Origin of the sequence: Pseudomonas leptonychotis, assembly GCF_004920405.1 — a bacterium.
In the GTDB taxonomy this organism is placed as follows: domain Bacteria; phylum Pseudomonadota; class Gammaproteobacteria; order Pseudomonadales; family Pseudomonadaceae; genus Aquipseudomonas; species Aquipseudomonas leptonychotis.
On record NZ_RFLV01000002.1, the window covers coordinates 526,030 to 546,159 of the forward strand.

The following is a 20,130-nucleotide window of genomic DNA, read 5'->3' on the forward strand; positions in this document are numbered from 1 at the left end:
ATGGTGGATGGAAAAGCGTCATCCACCCTCCCCTCAACTACCTGCTCAGTGGTTGACGGTATGCGCCAGCATCACTGACAGCTGACACAGTGGCCGACCGCTCTGCTCATGCCACTCATTAAACGCTGCCTGCACGGCGGCGCGTTCTTTAAGGCTGGTAGGCACCTTATCGATAATCTTTTGCGCCTTTAATGCCGCGACCATGTCATCGCTGGGGACGAACGTATCCTTGCCAATCATGCGTAAAAAGCGCGGCGCGGACAGGCCGCCAAGCTGGCTGCCGTGTTTGGCCAGGTACTTCCACAAACCGACAATATCACTCACGGGCCAATCGGCGATCAGCGCGCCGAAGCTGCCCTTTTCCTGGCGTACATCGAGGATGAATTGGGCATTGCGCGGCACGCTTTTGAGCTTACCTAGGTGACGAATGATGCGAGCATCCTGCATCAGATTCTCCAAACGCTCAGCCCCCATTAGCACGACTTTCTCAGGGTCAAAACCGAAGAAAACCTGCTCAAACGCCGGCCATTTTGAGTCAACCAGACTGTGTTTAAGCCCTGCGCGGAAAACCCGCAGGCTGAGGGTCGACAGGTAGCGATCGTCACTGATTGCGCGCAATTGGGCGGGACTGCGTGGCGAAGGCAGACGCGCCTCCAACGCAGCCACCGAACCGAAGCGACTCAGGCAATATTCGTGCAGCCATTTGTAATCACGCATGGGGCAATCCTTGAATGGCCAGGCTGCGGGCTCAGAGGTTCATCACATCAAGGAAGCGCGAAGTGGCGCTGTCATCGATTTTCAGGCCCTTGAAGTCGAATAGATTGCGATCAGCCAACTGCGATGGCACCACATTCTGTAAAGCGCGGAACATGATCTCAGTACGACCGGGAGTTTTGCGCTCCCATTCCTGAAGCATGTCCTTGACCACCTGGCGCTGCAGGTTCTCCTGGGAACCGCACAGGTTGCAGGGAATGATTGGAAATTCCATTAGCTGACTATAGGCCTCGATATCCGCTTCGTTGCAGTAGGCCAGCGGGCGGATTACCACGTTACGCCCGTCATCGGCGCGCAGCTTAGGCGGCATGGCCTTGAGCGTGCCGCCGTAGAACATATTGAGGAAGAAGGTTTCCAGGATGTCGTCGCGGTGATGCCCCAGGGCCATCTTGGTCGCGCCGATCTCGTCAGCGAAGGTGTACAGCGTGCCGCGACGCAGGCGCGAGCACAACGAGCAGGTGGTCTTACCTTCCGGGATCTTCTCTTTAACGATCGAATAGGTGTCTTTTTCAACGATGTGATACGGCACACCGATGGACTCTAGATACGCGGGCAATACGTGCTCAGGAAAACCCGGCTGTTTCTGGTCCATGTTTACCGCGACGATCTCGAACTTAATCGGCGCCACTTTCTGCAGGTGCAGCAACACATCCAGCATGGTGTAACTGTCCTTGCCACCGGACAGACAGACCATCACCTTATCGCCGTCTTCGATCATGTTGAAGTCGGCAACAGCTTCGCCAGCCTGGCGACGCAGGCGTTTTTGCAGTTTGTTTTGATTGACCGAGAAGGTGCCCATGGCGCGCTGGAATCCAGAAGCTTACGAAAGTGCGGCATTTTACGCAGAAAGCGGCGCGCGCCCTACCCCACAGTTACTGAAATGCTAGGCTCGGCCGATGAACGACGATTTAGACCCACAACTCGACCTTTGCGAACATGTGCATCAGCTGCTGCGTGCCGCACCTAGCGGCCTTGCTGAATATGACCTGATCCAGCAGCTTAAAGCCCGACACTGCACGCACATCCCCAACTTGCCACTGACTGACAAGCTGGTGCTATTTCGCACCCATTTTCTGCTGTTCAATGCGCTTTATCGCCTGCGTGAACAACTCTGGGCAGCTCAACGCGGCTATGTGCAGATCAGCGCACTGGACATTCAACTGCTGCCCTATCAGGCTGGTAGCGCTGAGCTGAGCGAGCACGATCCGCTGCGCGACTACTACCTCGACCTAAACCAACTCAGCGACACCGATGAGCAGGACGTGGCCAAGCTGCTGCAGAGCTTCTGGTCACGCATGCAAGGCGGTGAGGAGCAGCAAGCGGCACTTGAGTTGTTTGAACTGACTAACAGCGCAGAAACCCTGACATTTTCGACAATAAAACACCGCTATCGGCAACTGGTCAGTCAGCACCACCCGGACCGAGGCGGCAGCACGGAACGTTTACAGTCGATCAATAAAGCCATGGAGATCCTAGAACGCTATTACGGCTGACGCTTAAAGTCCGATTTGCTCTAAGCCGTGCCCGTTGCCCCCTGAAATGGCTGCCTATACTGCGACATACGGTCGCATAGGTTTGGCTTCGCACCCGCTGCTGCTGTGTATGCACATCGGGCGCTACGCTGGGGGGCGACCGCTATAAAAATAGGAGGTCGGCATGATCCATCACGTTTGGGGGCTATTCACCCACCCTGACCAGGAATGGCAGGAAATCCGTGGCGAAGAAGAATCCATCAGCCACATGTATCTCACCCACGTACTGATTCTCGCAGCTATCCCGGCAATTTCCGCCTACATCGGCACAACCCAGGTGGGTTGGTCCATCGGTAGCCGAGCACCCGTGATGCTGACAGAAGCCAGCGCCCTGCAAATGACCGTGATGACGTACCTGGCAATGCTGGCCGGGATTGCGGTAATGGGCGCCTTTATCCACTGGATGGCGCGCACCTACGATGCCAGCCCTAGCCTCACGCAATGCGTGGTGTTCTCTGCCTACACGGCTACCCCGTTGTTTATCGGCGGGCTGGCTGCACTTTATCCGCACCTGTGGTTGGCCATGGTGGTGGGCACGGCGGCCATCTGTTACACCGTCTACCTGCTTTACGTGGGCATACCGGCCTTTATGGGTATTCCCGAGGACGAAGGCTTTATGTTCTCCAGCTCGGTGCTCGCCGTTGGCTTGGTGGTGTTGGTGGCGATGATTGCCAGCTCGGTGATTCTCTGGGGCATGGGCGTTGGCCCGGTATACACCAGCTAACACAGCCTTACAGGACACACCACGAAACCACCTGCGGGTGGTTTCGTCGTTTCAGGGCTGTGATCAGCCGCGGCCTTGGGCATAATCATCTGCCACGTATTGATAGCCGCATTCATGCCTGAACACCTTCTGAGCCGCGTAGAGCAGTGCTACCAAGCGGCTGAAACCTTCTTTAAACAACCTTTTGCCCGCGCCGAGGTGTGTTTCAAGCTGCGCGGACAAAAGGCCGGCGTGGCACACCTGACGGAAAACAAGCTGCGCTTCAACCCGCAGTTGTATCGGGAAAACCGCGAAGATTTCCTCAAACAGACCGTACCCCACGAAGTGGCGCACCTGATCGCGCACCAACTGTTCGGTCTAAAGATCCAACCCCACGGCGCGGAATGGCAGCTGATCATGCGTGGTGTCTATGAACTGCCACCCAACCGTTGCCACAGCTATACGGTGCAACGGCGCACGGTGAGCCGCTATATCTACCGTTGCAGCTGCCCACAGGGCGAATTCCCATTTTCTGCCCAACGCCACTCCCTGGTCAGCAAAGGCCGGCGTTACTACTGCCGGCGTTGCAAGGTGACCTTGAGTTTCACCGGGGAACAGCGCCTGGAGTAAACCGGTTACCGCCGAACCACCAGCTGGTACTCGGTTTTTTCCTTATCGTGGATCACCACATACCCTTGATTGGAAGGAGTGAGGCCTTGGGCAGCGGCAGCATCAAACAATGCCCTCCAGGTGCCTTCAACATCGTTGCGCTGCTGATCGAAGTAGGTGCTCAGCACCAGGCTCTGCTCAGTACGTATCACCTTATGGTTGTTCACCACCGCCGCCCCGGCTGACACCGGAAAACCCAGGTCGAAGCTCAAACGCTGCGCACTGTTACCCGCCAGATCATAAAAAAACAGGGTCAGGGGGCCGACAATACTGACCTTGCCGCGACGCACCGCAGCCATACCTAGATTGACCGCCATCTGGCGGTTCTCAACCGCCAAAACTTTGGGCTCCAGCTCGAAGCGCCGGGCAAACAAGCTCACTGCCGGTCGCTCCTGAAGCTGAACAGCCCGGTGCATCGCGACTATCGGCGCTGGGCTATAGGCTGTAGCGCATAGCTGCGCTTTGAGCTGTTCGCGCGTGCTACTGGTCAGCTGCGGGTTGCTGTCGAGAGCGCTGCATACCTGCTGCGCATAATCCGGCCACTCCTGGCGCAGGGCGCCAGCGGTGCGCAGGGCGTCAATCACGGCTTCATCCGCCTGCCTGGCCGCAATCAGCAAGGCAGTTTGCCGTGACTGAGTCGCCTCGGCGCGCTCCACACCGCCAACACCGGCGTCGGCAACAGTGCGCGTCTGGCTGTGCACATCGGCACCGCCGCGCAATAACAGACGCACGCTTTGCGCCTGATTAAACTGCGCCGCCGCCATCAAGGCAGTCTTACCCCAAGCATTGCTCTGATTAACATCGAAATCACTGCGCAGCAGCAGCTCTAGATTGTGCGGCGCCAGCACAGCCGCCATCACCGCTGGACTGCCAGCAATGCTGAGCCCACGGCGCTCACCGACGTTCTCGGTTTCGTAGGCAATAAAATCCGCGACCACCTGCTCTGGCGCGTTATTCAGCAACACACTGTGCAAGGTGGCAAAGTTGCGCCCTCTTTCCAGGTCGCCTGGGGTGGGAGCAACGGCATAACGTGGACGATAGTCAACGTGAGGCGCCAGCGGCATCTGCGCAGGCGGCGCCGGTAAAGCCCAATACTCGCTGGCACGAGCCAAGCTTTCATACAGCAATAAATCGGCCGCCATAGCGGCCTGCGCCGAATCGAGCCCCTGCTCACCGAACAGTTGCTGCAATTCATGATGCGCCGGCTGCAGCATCGGCAATACGCGCCGGTAAGACTGTTTGTTCCCCAGGTTGCGCTCAGACCAGTCGAAGAGCCGGTCAAGGTTATCGTCATGCCGTTGGCGGATAGCGCCTTCACGCCCATAGGCTTGCAGATCCAACACCCCCACAAGCGGCATGTTAAGTAACGTCCACTGCCGCTCCTTTAGGCTCTGCGCATTGTCTCGGCGCTCGTGCTGGGCGACCTCGGACGGAGGGTCGCCGGCGAGCGTGGTTAACTCGGCGAGCAGCGCAGCAAACGCCGGCAGACTGGCCACTGTATTGCTGCGCGGCGGTGTCAGGTAGCTCTGATAGAGGCACAAAGGAGTCAAGCCTTGGCTGTCCAGCGCATAGAGCCCGGCATAGGCCGACTCACCGCGAGCCGCTGGCGAGTAAAACCCCCAGGTTTCATTGACCAGTACCAACTCCCTGCCGCCCAAGCGGAAGACATCAATGGAGCCATAGTCGCGGGTTTGCGACGAGGAGAGATGGGCGCGCCCACCATAGTTAGGCAACTCCGCCACCCAGCGCGGCAACGTGCTGTCATCCAAAAGGCGTTGACCATTACGACTGAGCCCACGAGCGCGCAGCTGATAGCTGGCGTACAGCCCAGCATCATAGAGATCCACACTGACTCGCTGCCCGGCAAGCTCCACATGATCGGCAGGACCATGGCTGCCGGCCAACGCTGTAGCGCCTGGCAGACGCGCCGGGGCGGGCCAACCATTGCGCTGCAAATCCTGATTCAAGGCCGCGCGCATCGGCTCGCACAGGCTAGCATCGCGACTGTCCGCCAGCCTGAACTCGACATAGGCCGACACGCCATGGGCACGTTGCCCAGAGACGGGATGCGCTTCGGGCCAATTGGCCATGTCGTCAGCACGTTGCCGGTATAACTCAACCAAACAAGCAGCTGCCTCAGCGCTAGGCCCGCCGCTAAGGGAGCATTGCCCTGCCCGGCTCAACAGCCATTGCCGTTGGTTCGCTTCAAGCAGCAAGGCTCCTGGCAGATCCAGGCCACGCAGGCGATTTCGATACTGCTCGACCAGTTGCTTGTCGAGACGGGCCAAGCTGTCGCTGGCGCATATCTGCTGATGCAATGCGGGCAGCGCCCCCGTGCAATCGAAACTGGCCAGACTCGGGGCTTGAAGCTGCGGCGGTGGAACTAACGGGGTAGAAGCAGGCTCAGGGGTGGTACAGGCCACAAGCCCAGCAGTCAGAACGGCCAGCGTTACCGAGCGTAGATAAACAGAAACCGACATGAGCCACTGACTCCGATTCATTTAATGAAAATAGCTGTGCCGTACACGGTGTAACGCGTGGCACCTAGATTAGGCGGTGGTGGAAATGGTCCCGCCTTGAGTACGGCCTGTTCAGCAGCAGCATCCAGCAGCGGGTCGCCACAACGATCAATCTCATAGGAGAGCATTTTGCCGGCGCTATCCAGGGTGATTTCATAAGAGATAAAGCACTTACGCTTTAGGTCATTGGGGTCGACCTTAGAGCCTGCCGGCATTGTATAAACCGCACCCTCTGGCCGCTTGAGGTTGGCGATTACCCGATTCTTCACTGAGTCTGCATAGCCTGACGGGACAGGACGCGCACGGTTGCTGCTTGGCGCCGATGCAGGGGCAGGCGGCGCGGCCCAATCATTATTGGCGCCAAAGGCATGCACTGGGGGGCCGGCAGCTTTTGCCGGTTTGGTCGGCGCGCGTGGTGGTGGCGCGGTTTTTTTCACCGCCGGTGGCGGCTCAGGCGGCAGCTCGGCAATGGGCTCTGGCTCGGGTAGCTCCGGTTCTGGTTGTGGTTCTGGTTCCGGAACCACAACCGGCTCTTCAACCCACTGCACAGCAATCGGCTGCGGCTGCTCAGGCAAGGGTTGGCTCAGCGTCGCGCTCAACAGCCAGACCAGCAGGGCCCCGTGCAGTGCCAGGGAAACCAGAATGACCAGCAGGCGGATCGGCCAATGAACTTCGATCCTAGGGCGATTCATCAGGGCGTCAGCTCTTGCGCTGCCACAAGGCTGATCTGGTTGTATCCCGCTTTTTGCAGGTTGTTCATTACCCGCATTAGGGTGCCGTAGTCCACTGCTTGATCACCGCGCAGAAACAACCGGGTATCCAGACGGCCACCGGTTGCGCCCTGCACCACCCCAGCCAGTTCAGCGAGCACCACACTTTGCTCCTGAACGAATAACAGCCCGTCTGCTTGCACGCTGATGTACAAAGGATCGGTCGGTGGTGGGGTTGCCGCCGCAGAATTGCTAGGCAGATCCACCGGCACATCGACAGTGGCGAGCGGCGCGGCGACCATAAAAATAATCAACAACACCAGCATCACATCGACGAAAGGCGTGATGTTCATTTCAGCGTTTTGTTGGTAGTTGTGGCGCTTGACCATGGGCCCGGAATTGAACTGGATACTCATGCTCAGCGCACCTCATCCATCTTGCGCGACATGGCCGCGATCATCTCTGCCGAGAAGTTATCCAGCGCGCCAACAAAGCCATTAATGTCACGGGCGAACTTGTTGAAAATCATCACCGCAGGGATCGCCGCAAACAGCCCAAGCGCAGTCGCCAGCAACGCCTCGGCGATACCCGGGGCTACCACGGCCAGACTGGACGATTTCATCGTGGCGATACTGGCGAAACTGTTGAGAATGCCCCAGACGGTACCGAACAAGCCGATAAAAGGTGCCGTTGCGCCAATGGTGGCCAGCACGCCCATCATACTGCCGAGTCGTGCCAGATCGCGTTCCTGGACGATGCTGGAGGTCAGGGACATACGCTGCAACAGCCGATTGATCTGATCGGCGCTGGCTTCTTGCGTGCGATTGCGGCTGAACTGTTTGAGCTCAGCCTGGCTGACCTGCCACATCCGGGCCATGGCGCTGTTGCTCGCTACAGTGTCCAGCTGTTCCAGTTCACCCTTGCGAAAGGCACCCAGGAACCGATTATTGGCCTGCCGAGCCCGCGCAAAGACAATCAGCTTCTCGAACAATACGGCCCACGTCAGCAATGAGCAGAACAACAGAACAATCATCACTGACTTCACCACCCAGTCGGCCTGGGCAAACATCTCGCGCACACCGAAACGCTGCGTGCTTGGCAGCGCAGGGGCTAAATCTGGTGCCACTGTGGTTGCAGCCGAGTTGGCTGACGCTGGGGCGGCGGCCTCGGACAACGGTGCTGGGGATGATGCATCTACCTTGGCCAACACCGCAGAAGCGGTCACGCCGCTCAAACCGATTAATACCAACAAGGCGGCCAAGCGCATCCGCGCTTGCCAGCGAGCCATTGATGGACCAAAAGAACCGAACTGCATAAAACCTCCTTGTTTTTATTTTTGGCGGCCAGTGTGACGTAACCGATGGGTGACTCATAGTGCCCAGATTGGCAAGTCCGCTAAAGGATGCAGTCAATCCGGGCGTTAAGGTTTCACTTCACGCCCGGTTACCTAAAAGGGACAAGATAGCGCAGGAGCATACGGGCACTGGCTACAGAACGTAGAACAGCACTGCAACAAAATGCATCAGGCTGCCGCCCATGACGAACAGGTGCCAGATGCCATGCCAGTGGCGAAAACGGCTGTCATAAGCGAAAAAGATGATACCCACGGTGTACAGCACGCCACCGCCGGCCAACCAGATAAAGCCTTGCATACCCAGTGCAGCAATCAGTGGTTTGACTGCAATCAGCACAATCCAGCCCATCACTGCGTAGATCACAATCGACAACACGCGTGCTTCAGAGCGCGGTTTTATCTCTTGCAACATGCCGATGGCCGCCAGCGTCCAAACGATGCCAAACAAGGTCCAGCCCCACGCACCTTCGAGCGTTACCAAGCAAAACGGCGTATAGCTGCCGGCGATAAGCAGGTAGATCGACAGGTGATCGAGCTTGCGCATCACCACCTTCGCCCGCCCCTGCAGGCTGTGGTAAAGGGTGGAGATGCTGTAGAGCAACACCAGCGTCACACCATAAATCGCCACACTGACGATCTTGCTCACGTCGCCCTGCAGACCCGCCAACACCAGCAGCCAGACCGCGCCAATACAGGCTAAGACAGCACCGAGCAGGTGCGTCCAGGCGTTGAATCTTTCCCCGTGATACATAATTTCGATTCCCCAACCGAGCCAAAGCGCAATGCCACAGGCTTATGCCGGAAAAATCAGCGTTTGACGAGTGCCCCTTTTCCAATACTCTGCCACAACCCACCCCAAATACCGGTCGTTTCGCCAGCTCAGTAATTCGTAGGGTGGGTTAGGCGCATGACGCGTACTACCTGTCGACGCCTACTCTGTTGCGCCGTAACCCACCAACAGAGCCAACCGATTACCGCATGGTGGATTACGTGGCGCACGGGTCACGGCATTACTTCGTCAAACCACTTGCGCGCCACCCACCCTACAAAAGCTGCCTGCAACACGCTCTCGGGACAAAGCCTTTCAATACCGGCACAAGCTGCTTGCCGTGCAGCCTCAGTCACATTTGGGGCTGTAGAGCTACAGCCCCGGCAGGTTCACGCGACAACCTTGTTGGCCTTGAACTGGGCAACCTGCTCAGCCGTGTAGCCCAATTCCGCCAACACCTCCTCGGTGTGCGCACCCAGCGCCGCGCCGATATGCCGAGGCGTGGGCAAGCCGCTGGAAAACTTGATCGGGCAGGCGATCTGCGCTTGTGGTGCATGACCCACACGGGGCACCTCCGTCACCAGCCCACGGGCCTTGAGCTGCGGATGGACCGTAGCTTCGGCGAGGCTGAGCATCGGTTCTACGCAAGCATCCAGCCCACCAAACACCTGGCTCCACTCGACGAAATCACGCTTTTCAAACTCGATTTCAATCTCGCGCTTGAGCGCCTGCTGATCCTCAGGTTTCTGCGATAAGCCGCGCGCCGCCAGTTCCGGCCGGCCGATAGCCGCACAGAACTGCTGCATAAACTGCGGTTCCAGGCTACCTACCGAGAACCAGCGTCCGTCGCGGGTGCGGTAGTAGTCGTAAAAACTGCCGCCGTTGAGCGCTTGATTTTCCATCTCCGGCTCAACCCCTGCGGCCAGGTAACCCGCGCCGGCCATGCCATGCAGGCTGAAGGCGCAGTCGGTCATGCTGATGTCCACGTGTTGGCCCTGCCCCGTTGCCTGGCGCTGAATCACCGCCGCCAACAAGCCAATCACCCCGTGCAAGGAACCACCGGCGATATCCGCCGCCTGAATGCCCAGCGGCAGCGGCCCAGTGTCACGCCGACCGGTGTAGCTGGCGATACCGGCCAAGGCCAGATAGTTGATGTCATGCCCGGCGCGGTCCTTATACGGCCCGGTCTGGCCATAGCCGGTGATCGACACGTAGATCAGCTTGGGATTGATCGCCTTGAGCGCCGCATAACCCACACCGAGCTTGTCCATTACGCCGGGGCGAAATTGCTCCAGCACGATGTCGTACTCAGCCACCAGTTGCTTGACCATTTCCACGGCCTCGGGCTTTTTCAGGTCCAGGGCGATGCAGCGTTTATTGCGATTGAGGTAAGCATGGCTGGCAGAAACACCACCGTCATGGGGCGGCAGTACGCGCACCAGGTCCATGCGGCTGGGCGACTCGACGCGCAATACCTCTGCGCCCATATCGCCCAACAACAGCGAGGCAAATGGTCCCGGTAACAGGGTGGAGAAATCCAGCACTTTCAGGGATGACAGCGGGCCAGACATAACAGCTCCTATAAATAACCTTCAACGCCGATGGGTATCGCTGTGCTCAACCCATCCTACGTTCTTCGTCGTAGTCCGGATGCAATCCGGGAGGGGCCTGTACGGCGAAACCTTTCCCGGATCACATCCGGCTACGCAAGCACAGCTGTTATTGCCAATGCAGGGGCTGCTGGGTATTGAGCACAGCGACTTCATCGGCAAAGCGCGCTTCGAGCACATTGCGGCGGATTTTCATGGTTGGGGTCATGCAACCGTTGTCCACCGTCCAGGCCTCACGCACCAAGACAAAGTGGCTGACCCGCTCATGGTTCTGCAGCGTGGCATTGAGCTGGTCCAAGGTCTGATGCAGATCGGCCGCCACTTTTTCCTGGGCTTGCTCGCGGGCCGCGGGCGAGAGTTCGATCAGCGCCACTGGCTGGTCCAGATTGCTACCCATTAGGCACACCTGTTCAATCCAGTGATTCTTGGCAATTTCACCTTCAATCGGCGCTGGGGCAATGTACTTGCCCTTACTGGTTTTGAAGATGTCCTTCACCCGCCCGGTAATGCGCAAATAGCCATCGCCGTCCAACTCACCCTTGTCGCCAGTGTGCAACCAGCCATCAACCAAGGCCTCGGCGGTTTTTTCTGGGTCCAGGTAGTAACCAAGCATCAGTGTCGGGCTGCGGAACAAAATCTCGCCAGAGTCAGCAATACGCACTTCCAAGCCTTTCATCGGCCGCCCCACGGTGCCAAAACGCACCTGACCGGGCCGATTGAAGCAGCCGTAAGCGACGTTTTCGCTCATGCCATAGCCTTCGCAGAGGGTCAGGCCGATCGCTTGATACCAGTCGAGCAGCCCTCGCGAAATTGCCGCAGCACCGGAGATCATCACGCGCGCCTGATCGAGACCCAGGCCTCGCCGAATCTTGCGTGCCACCAGTGCACCAATCAGCGGAATGCGCAGTAGCCGGGTCAGCTTGGCCTGCGGCAGTTTCTCCAGCACCCCCAGCTGAAAGCGCGTCCACAGGCGTGGCACGGCGAAAAAAACCGTGGGCCGCACATGACACAAATCACGGGAAAAGGTCTCCATCGACTCAACAAACGCCACGGGCGCGCCGCAATACAGGCTGTTGAATTCGACCATAAAGCGCTCGGCCACATGCGACAGCGGCAAAAAGGAAAAGAAACGGTCCTCCGTGCTCATGTCCATTTCCCGGCAGGCATTGGCCGAGGTAAAGGCCATCGCGTGCACCGAGAGCATCACGCCTTTTGGATTACCTGTGGTGCCGGAGGTGTACACCAGCGTCAGCACTTGATCGGGCTGTTGCACTGCAGCGGTTTGCAGCGGCTCATGGGCGGCCAGCAACGTATGCCAGTCATGGGTGCAGGCGAGGGTCGGGTACGGCAGCGCAATGCGCGTCAGCTGCGGGCCAATTCCCGCTTCCAGCTTCTCGGCGTCATCCAATTTGCCGAGCAGGATGACCTTGCACTGCGCATGCTCCAGCACGTAGGCAATGCTCTCGGCCGATTGCAGTGGGTACAGCGGCACGCTGATCAACCCGGCCAGCATGATCGCCAGATCACAGATAAACCACTCGGCGCAGTTCTTCGACAGCAGCGCCACCCGGTCTCCCGGCACGCAGCCCTGAGCCAGCAGTGCGCTGGCCAAACGCCGGGCCTGGTCATCGACCTGACGCCAGGTGAAGTCATGCCACTGACCGTCCACCGGCTGGCGCAGCCAGACTGCATCCGGGCGTTTTTCAACCCAGAGCGCGAAACGCTCCAGGGGCAGTTGCTCATCCATGTACAGACCTCTTGTTGTTATTGTCTGTCGAGCGTCGCTCAACTATTGGCTCTGTATTAAAGCTTCATGCCGCGGCTGATGATCTCTTTCATGATTTCCGAGGTACCGGCAAAAATCCGCTGAATACGCGCGTTCGCGTACATTTTGCAGATCGGGTACTCCCACATATAACCCCATCCGCCATGCAGTTGTACCCCTTCGTCCACAACCTTGCCCAGCAACTCGGTGGTAAACAGCTTGGCCTCGGCGGCCACTTCCGGGGTGAGTTTCTTCTCGTTGTGATCGAGTACGCAGCGATCGACAAACACCTGGGCCACGTCGATTTGCGTGCGCATTTCCGCCAGCTTGAAACGGGTGTTTTGGAAGTGCGAGATCGGCCGATCGAACGCCTTGCGCTCGCGCACATAATCGATGGTCACTTGCAGCGCCGCCTCGGCACCGGCTACCGCGCCGCAGGCATTGGTCAGACGCTCTTGGGCAAGCATATTCATCAAATAGAAGAAGCCGCCTTTAGCATCACCAAGCAGGTTAGCCTTGGGTACTTTGACGTTATTGAAGAACAGCTCAGCGGTGTCCTGGCTCTTCATCCCAAGCTTTTTCAGCGGCGTACCGCGCTCGAAACCCTGCATGCCGCGCTCGACCAAAAACAGGCCCATAGCGTGTTTGTTGGCCGGGTCCGTCTTGGCTGCGACGATCACCACGTCCGCAAGGATGCCGTTGGAGATAAACACCTTGGAGCCGTTCAGTTCGTAGTGATCGCCCTTATCCACTGCCGTGGTGCGCATGCCGGCCAAGTCGGAACCGGCGCTGGGTTCGGTCATCGCCACGGCCAAAATCAGCTCGCCGCTGATGATGCCCGGCATAAGCCGCGCCTTCTGCTCGGCATTGCCGTACTCGGCAATATAGGGCCCACACAACGCCGAGTGCAGCGGCAACATAAAGCCGGCCTCGTTTATCTTGGCCAGCTCCTCGCACATGATCTGCTCATAGCGAAAATCCTTAAGGCCCGAGCCACCGTACTCCTCATCCGCCCATGGCAGCAGAAAACCCATGTCACCGGCCTTCTTCCACACCTCACGGCTGACCATGCCGTCGGCCTCCCACTGATCCTGATGCGGCACTACTTCTTTCTTGAGGAAGGCGGCAAAGGCGTCGCGGAACATTGTGTGTTCAGTGTCGAAAATATTGCGCTGCATGCGAGTGTGCTCCCTGAGTTGAAGTCGTGTTGCAGGTTAGGCCGCCCCGCCCGCCCGCCTCAATGACCCATACGCTCAGCCTGGATTGACCCATTCGCTCGGCACTTGTCCTTAGCGCATTGAGCTGCCTACCATCGACGCACTTTCAAGGAGTTGTCATGCGCGAACGCACCATCGCCAGCCACTTTGTCCGCGCTGCATTGAGCGGAGCCGAGCGCCAGGGCCACGACTGCGCCGCACTGCTGCGCCAAGTGGGCATTCAGGCCGCCTTGCTCGATGAGCCGCGCGCCCGCGTCGCGCCCGAACAGTTCGCCCGTCTGATGCAATTACTCTGGGAAAGCCTTGACGACGAATACCTGGGCTTTGGCCGCCTGCGCAGCAAGCCCGGCACCTTCGCCATGATGTGTTACGCCATCATCCATTGCCGCTCACTGGAAAAAGCCCTGGGCCGAGGTGCTCTGTTCTACAGCCTATTCCCCGAAGCGCCGACCATCAGCATTCAACGCGAAGGCGACTGGGCGCGACTGAGTGTGGACGGCACCAACCTGTGCGACCCGGACCACTTTCTAGTGGAAAGCCTGCTGGTGATCTGGCACCGCCTTGGCAGCTGGTTGATCGGCCAACGTATCCGTCTGGAAGAAGCCACCTTCACCTACGGCCAGCCCGTCCATGCCAGCGAGTACGAGCTGTTATTCCCCTGCAACCGGCGCTTCGCGGCCGGGCAAACCAGCCTACTGTTCCATGCCCGCTACCTGACCATGCCGCTATTGCAGGACGAACGCACCCTCAAGCAATTCCTCCAACACTCCCCCGCCGACCTGCTGGCCCGCCCAGACGGTGGTGACAGCCTGATCAGCCAAATCCGCCGCCTGCTCGGCCGCGACTGCAGCAACTGGCCGGATCTGGATGCCGTCGCGCAACAACTGCACATGAGCCCACAAACCCTGCGCCGGCATTTGCGCGAGGAGGGTTCGAGTTTTCAGGAATTAAAAGACCACCTGCGCCGCGACTTGGCCATCTACCACCTGGGCCGCGCCGATTTGGCGATTCAGGACATCGCCGAACAACTCGGTTTCTCCGAGCCCTCGGCGTTTCATCGGGCGTTTAAGAAATGGACGGGGCTAACGCCGGGGGCGTATAGGGCGCAAGAGGCATAAGAATGCCGCACTGCTTAAACGTTGTTTGAGTTGAAAACCTGCAACCACTGTTTGAGCTCAGCGATCGGCTTGGGCTTGCACAGCCAGTAGCCCTGTAGCATGTCGCAGCCTTCTGACTGCAACCGGCTGGCCGTCTCGGCATCTTCAATGCCCTCACCCACCACCCGATAACCGAGGCTGCGCGCCATCTGAATAGCGGTAGAGACAATCACATCGGCGCTTTCACTGACGCAGACATCATGAATCAGCGAACGGTCCAGCTTCAGCTCTGAGGCTGGCAGTTGCTTGAGATAAGACAGCGAGGAATAGCCGCTGCCAAAGTCATCAATGGAAATAGGGTGACCTAGCTCAGCCAACACATTCAGTGCCTGCAGGCTGCGGGCGGGGTCGAGCATGGCTGCAGTTTCGGTGATTTCCAGGGTGACGGAGCAGGCCTGCAGCCCATTGTGCTGCAGGGCCAACGCCAGCGTGCTGTGCAGCTCGGCGGATTCCAGATCGCGCGCGGAGATATTAATCGCCACACTCAACTGCGGGTAATCCTGCTGCAAGTGCGCCAAATCTGCCGTGGCCTGCCCGATAACCCATCGGGTCAGTTGAATAATGACGCCCGTCTCCTCCGCCAAGGGAATGAAATCTGCCGGGTTTACCCAGCCCCGCTCATGGTGGTGCCAACGAATTAACGCCTCCACACCAATAATATGGCCGGTTTTGAGGTCCTGTTTGGGCTGGTAAAAAAGCAGGGTTTGGTTGTGTTGCAAGGCTTCGCGCAGATCCGCCATTAAGGTCAGACGACTCTCGTTGTAAATGTCGTGCCGTTTGGAATAAAGACCGGTTTCGTTGAGCCCCCGCGGCGTAACCTCCATGCCGACATGAGCATTGCGAATCAACTCAGCAGCAGTTCGACCATGCTCCGGGTAGCTGGCCGCGCCGAAGCGCGGGTTCAACTCAATCGCCAGGTGGTCCAACCATATCGGTTCGGCCAAACGCCTTAACGCGGCGTTGAGGGCAGAGAAATCATTTACCGCTTTGCCCACATCAATCAGCAAGCAGAAGCAGTCGCTGGACAGGTGATAAACCCGCTCTTCTCGGCCTTGGTTATCCCGAATAGCCTTTACCAGCGGCAAGCCGGCCGCCAGCTCGACCATTTGCTCGGCTACGCGCTTCACTATCCATTCACTTCTGGTCAGGCCAAGCGTGCGGTTGATTTCGTCCAGTCGCGTGATCCGGGCCACGCCCACCATATAACGACGCTGGGGCGCCTCCTGCAGTTGCTGATCGACCATCAACTCAAAACGATTGCGGTTGGGCAGCCCGGTTACAGAGTCGTGCGTCAAGGCTTCGGTGAGCCGGTTTTGAGCCTCGTTGCGAGACTGGGCCTCGCGCAAGCTGGCAGCTTGCGCAGCGATCTTGTCTTCACGCTCACGGTATAGCCGATCCGCCAGGGCCACCGTGAGGATAAAGGCTTCCAGTCCTGAGCCGATCTGCATGGCGTACTCAGTAAAGAAGTTCTCAGGAAATACCCCGAGCGCCCTGCCAGACGTTGCCAGCACCCCGATAGTCAACGGCGTCCAGGCAACGGTGAAAAAGGCCCCTGCGCGAACGCCTTCCATCCACACAACAGGACCGGCGACCAACAGCAGCGAAAAAAACACCAGCGCGGAAAACGATGCCAGCTGGATGCCTGTGTGATAGTCCAGAAAAGGGGCAGAGATGAGAAATAGCACCTCGAACACCATCATTGCGATCAACACTTTATCCAACCGCGGGCTATGGATTTTGGTGCTTAGGAACTCGCGACAGAACAGCAGTGAGAACAGCGCCAGAGCAGGTATCGACACGAGCAGCGCCTTGGCATGCAACTCCGGCAGCAGGGGGTAGAGGTGTTGAAAACTGAAACCTTTGATGGAGGCGAAAAACAACAGGTAACCGGACAGTGCAAGGGCATAGTAGAGATACAGATTCTCGCGCAGACTCAGGTACACGGCGAGATTGATCAAGACGATGACAAAGATGCAGCCGTAGTAGAAAAAATGCAGCTTCAGCTCATAGGCGGCGGTTTCAAAAAACGTTTGCTCACGCCAGATCCGTAGCGGCACGATCATGGAACCGGCCGTCGCGACCCGCACATACACCGTCTTGATTTCTTCGGGTGCCAGGGTGATGCGCAACAACATGCTTGGATGGTCGACGTCACGTGGGTAGAAGGGCCGACCATCACCGGTTTTCAGCTGTTTTTCTTGGACGTTTCCCGCATACACATAGAAAGCCACATCATCCAACTGGGAATAACCGAGTTCAGTAATCAGGTTGAGGTTGAGCGGTGTTTGGTTCTTGATTGAAAAGCGCAACCAATAGGCTGATTGCGTAAGGCCGAAGGTGGCGCTGCCATTGGCTATCAGCGCCCAACGCTCGTTGGCTAAGCTCGCCACCTGATCAATTGAGGCCTCGCCTGTAGCGTCCTCCCAGAACTGAAAATGGGTCTGGATGGCTGATTCTGAAGTGATCTCAATCGGTTCTGGTTGCGCCCAAGCACTTAGGCTCAAGCACAGACTTAGAACGGCGACCAGGATGTTTAACGCCCTGTTAAGGTGCACGGAATAATGTCTCCGTTAGCGGCCAGTCGGCGGCATTTTATTTTTTGTTATACCTACGCAGTCTAGTCACTCGATGCGCTCAGGAAAGCGGCACAGAAGGTATCTGCGTAGATATTTGTATTAACTTTTGATTCGGCTCGTTGAACAGCTGAACAGGAAAAATCACCACCTCCTGCAGTGCTCATTGATGTGTCATCAAACAACCAAAACCGAGTGGCCTCGACGTGTAGGCTGATCGAGGCCGTAGGATGGGTTGAGCGAAATGGATGCCACGAGAACCGCGCAACGACGGCATCCAGCACATTCCCCGCATGGGTATCGCTGCACTCAACCCATCCTAACGGCTGAACGTTTCGCCCCTTACAGCTTGCGGGCGCTGACTCCTGCGGCGACAAACAGAGCAGCCAATACCGCGAGCATCGGCAGCCAGCCGGCGTGTTCCCAGATATACCCGGCGCCGTAACCAATCACGCTAGAGCCCAGGTAATACGCACACAGATAAAGCGCCGAAGCCTGCGCCTTGGCGCCACTAGCCCGTTGCCCCACCTGCCCGCTGGCCACCGCATGGGCGGCGAAAAAACCCAGGGTGAATAACGCCAAACCCGCCACAGCCGCGCTCAGCCAGGGCGTGGCACAAAGCGCAACGCCGAACAGCATGATGCCGATGCCACCCTGCATCACCTGCCGCGCACCCAAACGTGGCACCAGGCGCCCCGCCCATCCGGCACTGAAAATCCCCAGCAGATACACCGTAAACAGCAACCCGATCAGGCTGGATGACAGGTTGAACGGTGCGGCCGCCAAGCGAAAGCCGACATAGTTGAACAAGGCAACAAAGCCGCCCATCAATAAAAAAGCCATCAGAAACAGCCGGCGCAATTCTCCGTTGCTCAGATGCGCGGCAAAGTTACGCAGCAAGCCGCGCAGCGACAACGATTGCGCGGTGAAATGCCGCGACGGCGGCAGCAGCCAGATAAACAGCCCCAGCGCCAGCAAGCCCATGCCCGCAATACCGGCCAAGGCCAGCGGCCAGCCACCGAGGTCGCTGAGCAAGCCGGCGAGCAAGCGCCCCAGCAAACCACCCAATGCCGTGCCGCCGATATACAGGCCCATTGCCGCAGGCAATGCTTGCGGGTCAAATTCCTCCCCCACATAGGCCATGGCCAGCGCCGGCAAGCCGCTGAGCGCGAGCCCAAGCAACGCACGCAGCCATAACAGGTGATCCCAGCTATCAACAAAAGCGCAAGCGATCCCCAATAATGACGCCAACCCTAGAGCTATCACCATGACCGGCTTACGCCCCCAACTCTCGGCCAGCGCACCGGACACCAACAAGCACAGCGCCAGGCTCAGAGTGGTCAGTGATAACGCGAGACTGCTACCCGCAGCCGACACGGCGAAATGCGCAGCCAGCAACGGCAACAGCGGCTGTACGCAATAGAGCAAAGCAAAGGTGGCAAACCCGGCGCAGAACAGCGCAACGGTGGCACGCCGGTAGGCAGCAGTGCCGCGCATCAGGTGCGCAGGTGAATTGGCAGCAGGCATCAGCAAGCTCACAAAATGGCTCTAGATCGGCCGTTACGGCAGACTAACACGCAGCTGCCGAGCTGGCTTTGCGTGCGCTGCACAGCCATTTTGCTGAACCTGAACAAAACAACGCCTGGCCCAACGACAGTCAAAAAGTAGCGACCCGCAATGACAGATTAAAAACGTGAGTACGGCACCATAAATGCTGACGCACGCATCAAGCGATTTACTCTGCAAGTAAGAAGGCTTGGGGTTGCCTGAAAAATAATTTCGCCTAGCGACACGTCTTTAAGCGCCACCATAAAAAAACGGGAGCCCAAACGGGCTCCCGTACTCATTCTCAGAGAAATGCCGGTACAGGCCTCACGCCCGTACCTGCTACAACCTCACCTGCGCCCCAAAGAGGCGCATAAACAAGTGTGGCAAATAAACCAGCAAGACTCCGTTTTGCTTTGTTGTCGCTCTGCAACGAATTGTAACCACGGAATGCGACTGGTCGATGCCACAAGCACGCGGCAGAATGTGCTCATGAATAAAGATTTCCTACCCGCCTGCTGCGCCCCACTGAGTGACCACTGGCCATTGCCCCACCCACACTCAACACTGCGCTTGATCAGTACCCGCTTTGACCCCGGGCACTTACACAGCGAAGATTTCAGCCGCTGTGCCATTGCCCCGATAAAAGGCGTTGCCAAACGCCAGGCGGAATACCTGGCAGGCCGCCTGTGCGCGCGGGCGGCATTGGCGCAGCTGACTGGAACAGCGGCAACACCTGCCTGCGGCGCTGATCGGGCACCGCAATGGCCGAATGGCACGGTCGGCTCCATTACCCACGGCAGTGGGTGGGCGGCTGCGGTGGTGGGCCAACACTCAGAATGGCGCGGCCTGGGTCTGGATGTTGAGCAGATCATGCCCGCCAGTCGTGCCGAGCGCCTGGCCGGGGAAATACTCACCCCTGCCGAGTTGCTACGCCTGCAAAATCTGCCTACTGAGCAGCGCGCCCAACGCATCAGCTTGACCTTTTCACTCAAAGAAAGCCTGTTTAAAGCGCTCTACCCGCAAGTGTTACGGCACTTCTATTTTCAGGATGCAGAGCTGATCAGCGTCGATACATCACAGCAAGTGCGCATGCGTTTGTTGATCGACCTGCATGAGCAATGGCCCGCCGGAGCGGAGGTAAGCGGGCAATTTGCTGAATTCGACGGCTACCTGCTTAGCCTGGTCAGCATTGCACGCTAATCTGCCTGGCACTGCCGCCCAAAGCCTGGG

17 protein-coding genes are annotated in these 20,130 nt (G+C 58.3%); 5 read left to right on the forward strand and 12 right to left on the reverse strand.

Annotated features, from left to right (window positions below):
• Nucleotides 1–45 precede the first annotated feature (45 nt).
• Together D8779_RS12995 and ttcA are read right to left on the reverse strand one after the other, a co-directional pair.
• Nucleotides 46–717, reverse strand: a complete 672-nt coding sequence (locus tag D8779_RS12995; RefSeq protein ID WP_136664903.1) for a DNA-3-methyladenine glycosylase I — start codon at nt 715–717, stop codon at nt 46–48.
• Nucleotides 718–748: 31 nt separating this feature from the next.
• Nucleotides 749–1,573, reverse strand: coding sequence for a tRNA 2-thiocytidine(32) synthetase TtcA (ttcA, locus tag D8779_RS13000; RefSeq protein WP_136664904.1), 825 nt, complete (start codon nt 1,571–1,573; stop codon nt 749–751).
• A 97-nt stretch (nt 1,574–1,670) separates the two neighbouring features.
• Here ttcA and D8779_RS13005 point away from each other — a divergent pair, with 97 nt between their 5' ends.
• The 3 genes from D8779_RS13005 to D8779_RS13015 all read left to right on the forward strand — a co-directional run bounded on the left by D8779_RS13005 (nt 1,671) and on the right by D8779_RS13015 (nt 3,639).
• Nucleotides 1,671–2,267 carry a DNA-J related domain-containing protein gene (locus D8779_RS13005; protein ID WP_136664905.1) on the forward strand — a complete coding sequence of 199 codons (597 nt, stop codon included), beginning with the start codon at nt 1,671–1,673 and terminating at the stop codon, nt 2,265–2,267.
• A gap of 163 nt (nt 2,268–2,430) precedes the next feature.
• Nucleotides 2,431–3,030: a Yip1 family protein gene (locus D8779_RS13010; RefSeq protein WP_136664906.1), complete on the forward strand. Its 600-nt coding sequence runs from the start codon at nt 2,431–2,433 to the stop codon at nt 3,028–3,030.
• A gap of 114 nt (nt 3,031–3,144) precedes the next feature.
• A complete protein-coding gene (locus tag D8779_RS13015) occupies nt 3,145–3,639 on the forward strand; it encodes a SprT family zinc-dependent metalloprotease (RefSeq protein ID WP_136664907.1) in 495 nt (164 codons plus the stop codon).
• Nucleotides 3,640–3,644: 5 nt separating this feature from the next.
• Here D8779_RS13015 and D8779_RS13020 read toward each other — a convergent pair whose 3' ends face one another.
• The 8 genes from D8779_RS13020 to D8779_RS13055 form a co-directional block, all read right to left on the reverse strand.
• Nucleotides 3,645–6,158, reverse strand: coding sequence for an ankyrin repeat domain-containing protein (locus D8779_RS13020; protein ID WP_167492574.1), 2,514 nt, complete (start codon nt 6,156–6,158; stop codon nt 3,645–3,647).
• 17 nt (nt 6,159–6,175) lie between these two features.
• Complete coding sequence (locus D8779_RS13025) at nt 6,176–6,889, reverse strand: TonB C-terminal domain-containing protein (RefSeq protein WP_136664909.1); 714 nt, start codon at nt 6,887–6,889, stop codon at nt 6,176–6,178.
• Nucleotides 6,889–7,323, reverse strand: a complete 435-nt coding sequence (locus D8779_RS13030) for a biopolymer transporter ExbD (protein WP_136664910.1) — start codon at nt 7,321–7,323, stop codon at nt 6,889–6,891. The genes D8779_RS13025 and D8779_RS13030 overlap by 1 nt, the downstream gene beginning before the upstream one ends.
• A 2-nt stretch (nt 7,324–7,325) precedes the next feature.
• A complete protein-coding gene (locus D8779_RS20935; RefSeq protein ID WP_136664911.1) occupies nt 7,326–8,222 on the reverse strand; it encodes a MotA/TolQ/ExbB proton channel family protein in 897 nt (298 codons plus the stop codon).
• Between the two features lie 172 nt (nt 8,223–8,394).
• Nucleotides 8,395–9,012 carry a PAQR family membrane homeostasis protein TrhA gene (gene trhA / locus D8779_RS13040; protein WP_136664912.1) on the reverse strand — a complete coding sequence of 206 codons (618 nt, stop codon included), beginning with the start codon at nt 9,010–9,012 and terminating at the stop codon, nt 8,395–8,397.
• 407 nt (nt 9,013–9,419) lie between these two features.
• On the reverse strand, nt 9,420–10,601 hold the full coding sequence (locus D8779_RS13045) for a CaiB/BaiF CoA transferase family protein (RefSeq protein WP_136664913.1): 1,182 nt from the start codon (nt 10,599–10,601) through the stop codon (nt 9,420–9,422).
• Between the two features lie 148 nt (nt 10,602–10,749).
• On the reverse strand, nt 10,750–12,387 hold the full coding sequence (locus D8779_RS13050; protein WP_136664914.1) for an AMP-binding protein: 1,638 nt from the start codon (nt 12,385–12,387) through the stop codon (nt 10,750–10,752).
• Between the two features lie 56 nt (nt 12,388–12,443).
• Nucleotides 12,444–13,583 carry an acyl-CoA dehydrogenase family protein gene (locus D8779_RS13055; RefSeq protein ID WP_136664915.1) on the reverse strand — a complete coding sequence of 380 codons (1,140 nt, stop codon included), beginning with the start codon at nt 13,581–13,583 and terminating at the stop codon, nt 12,444–12,446.
• Nucleotides 13,584–13,741: 158 nt separating this feature from the next.
• Between D8779_RS13055 and D8779_RS13060 the strand changes: the two genes are divergently transcribed.
• Nucleotides 13,742–14,740, forward strand: a complete 999-nt coding sequence (locus tag D8779_RS13060; protein WP_136664916.1) for an AraC family transcriptional regulator — start codon at nt 13,742–13,744, stop codon at nt 14,738–14,740.
• 14 nt (nt 14,741–14,754) lie between these two features.
• On the opposite strand, the gene D8779_RS13065 is transcribed toward D8779_RS13060, so the two are convergent.
• The gene (locus tag D8779_RS13065) at nt 14,755–17,334 is read right to left on the reverse strand and encodes an EAL domain-containing protein (protein ID WP_136664917.1); all 2,580 of its coding nucleotides are present in this window, start codon (nt 17,332–17,334) and stop codon (nt 14,755–14,757) included.
• Nucleotides 17,335–17,694: 360 nt separating this feature from the next.
• Nucleotides 17,695–18,879, reverse strand: coding sequence for an MFS transporter (locus D8779_RS13070; protein WP_136664918.1), 1,185 nt, complete (start codon nt 18,877–18,879; stop codon nt 17,695–17,697).
• A 510-nt stretch (nt 18,880–19,389) separates the two neighbouring features.
• Between D8779_RS13070 and D8779_RS13075 the strand changes: the two genes are divergently transcribed.
• Nucleotides 19,390–20,100 carry a 4'-phosphopantetheinyl transferase family protein gene (locus D8779_RS13075; RefSeq protein ID WP_136664919.1) on the forward strand — a complete coding sequence of 237 codons (711 nt, stop codon included), beginning with the start codon at nt 19,390–19,392 and terminating at the stop codon, nt 20,098–20,100.
• Nucleotides 20,101–20,130 lie beyond the last annotated feature (30 nt).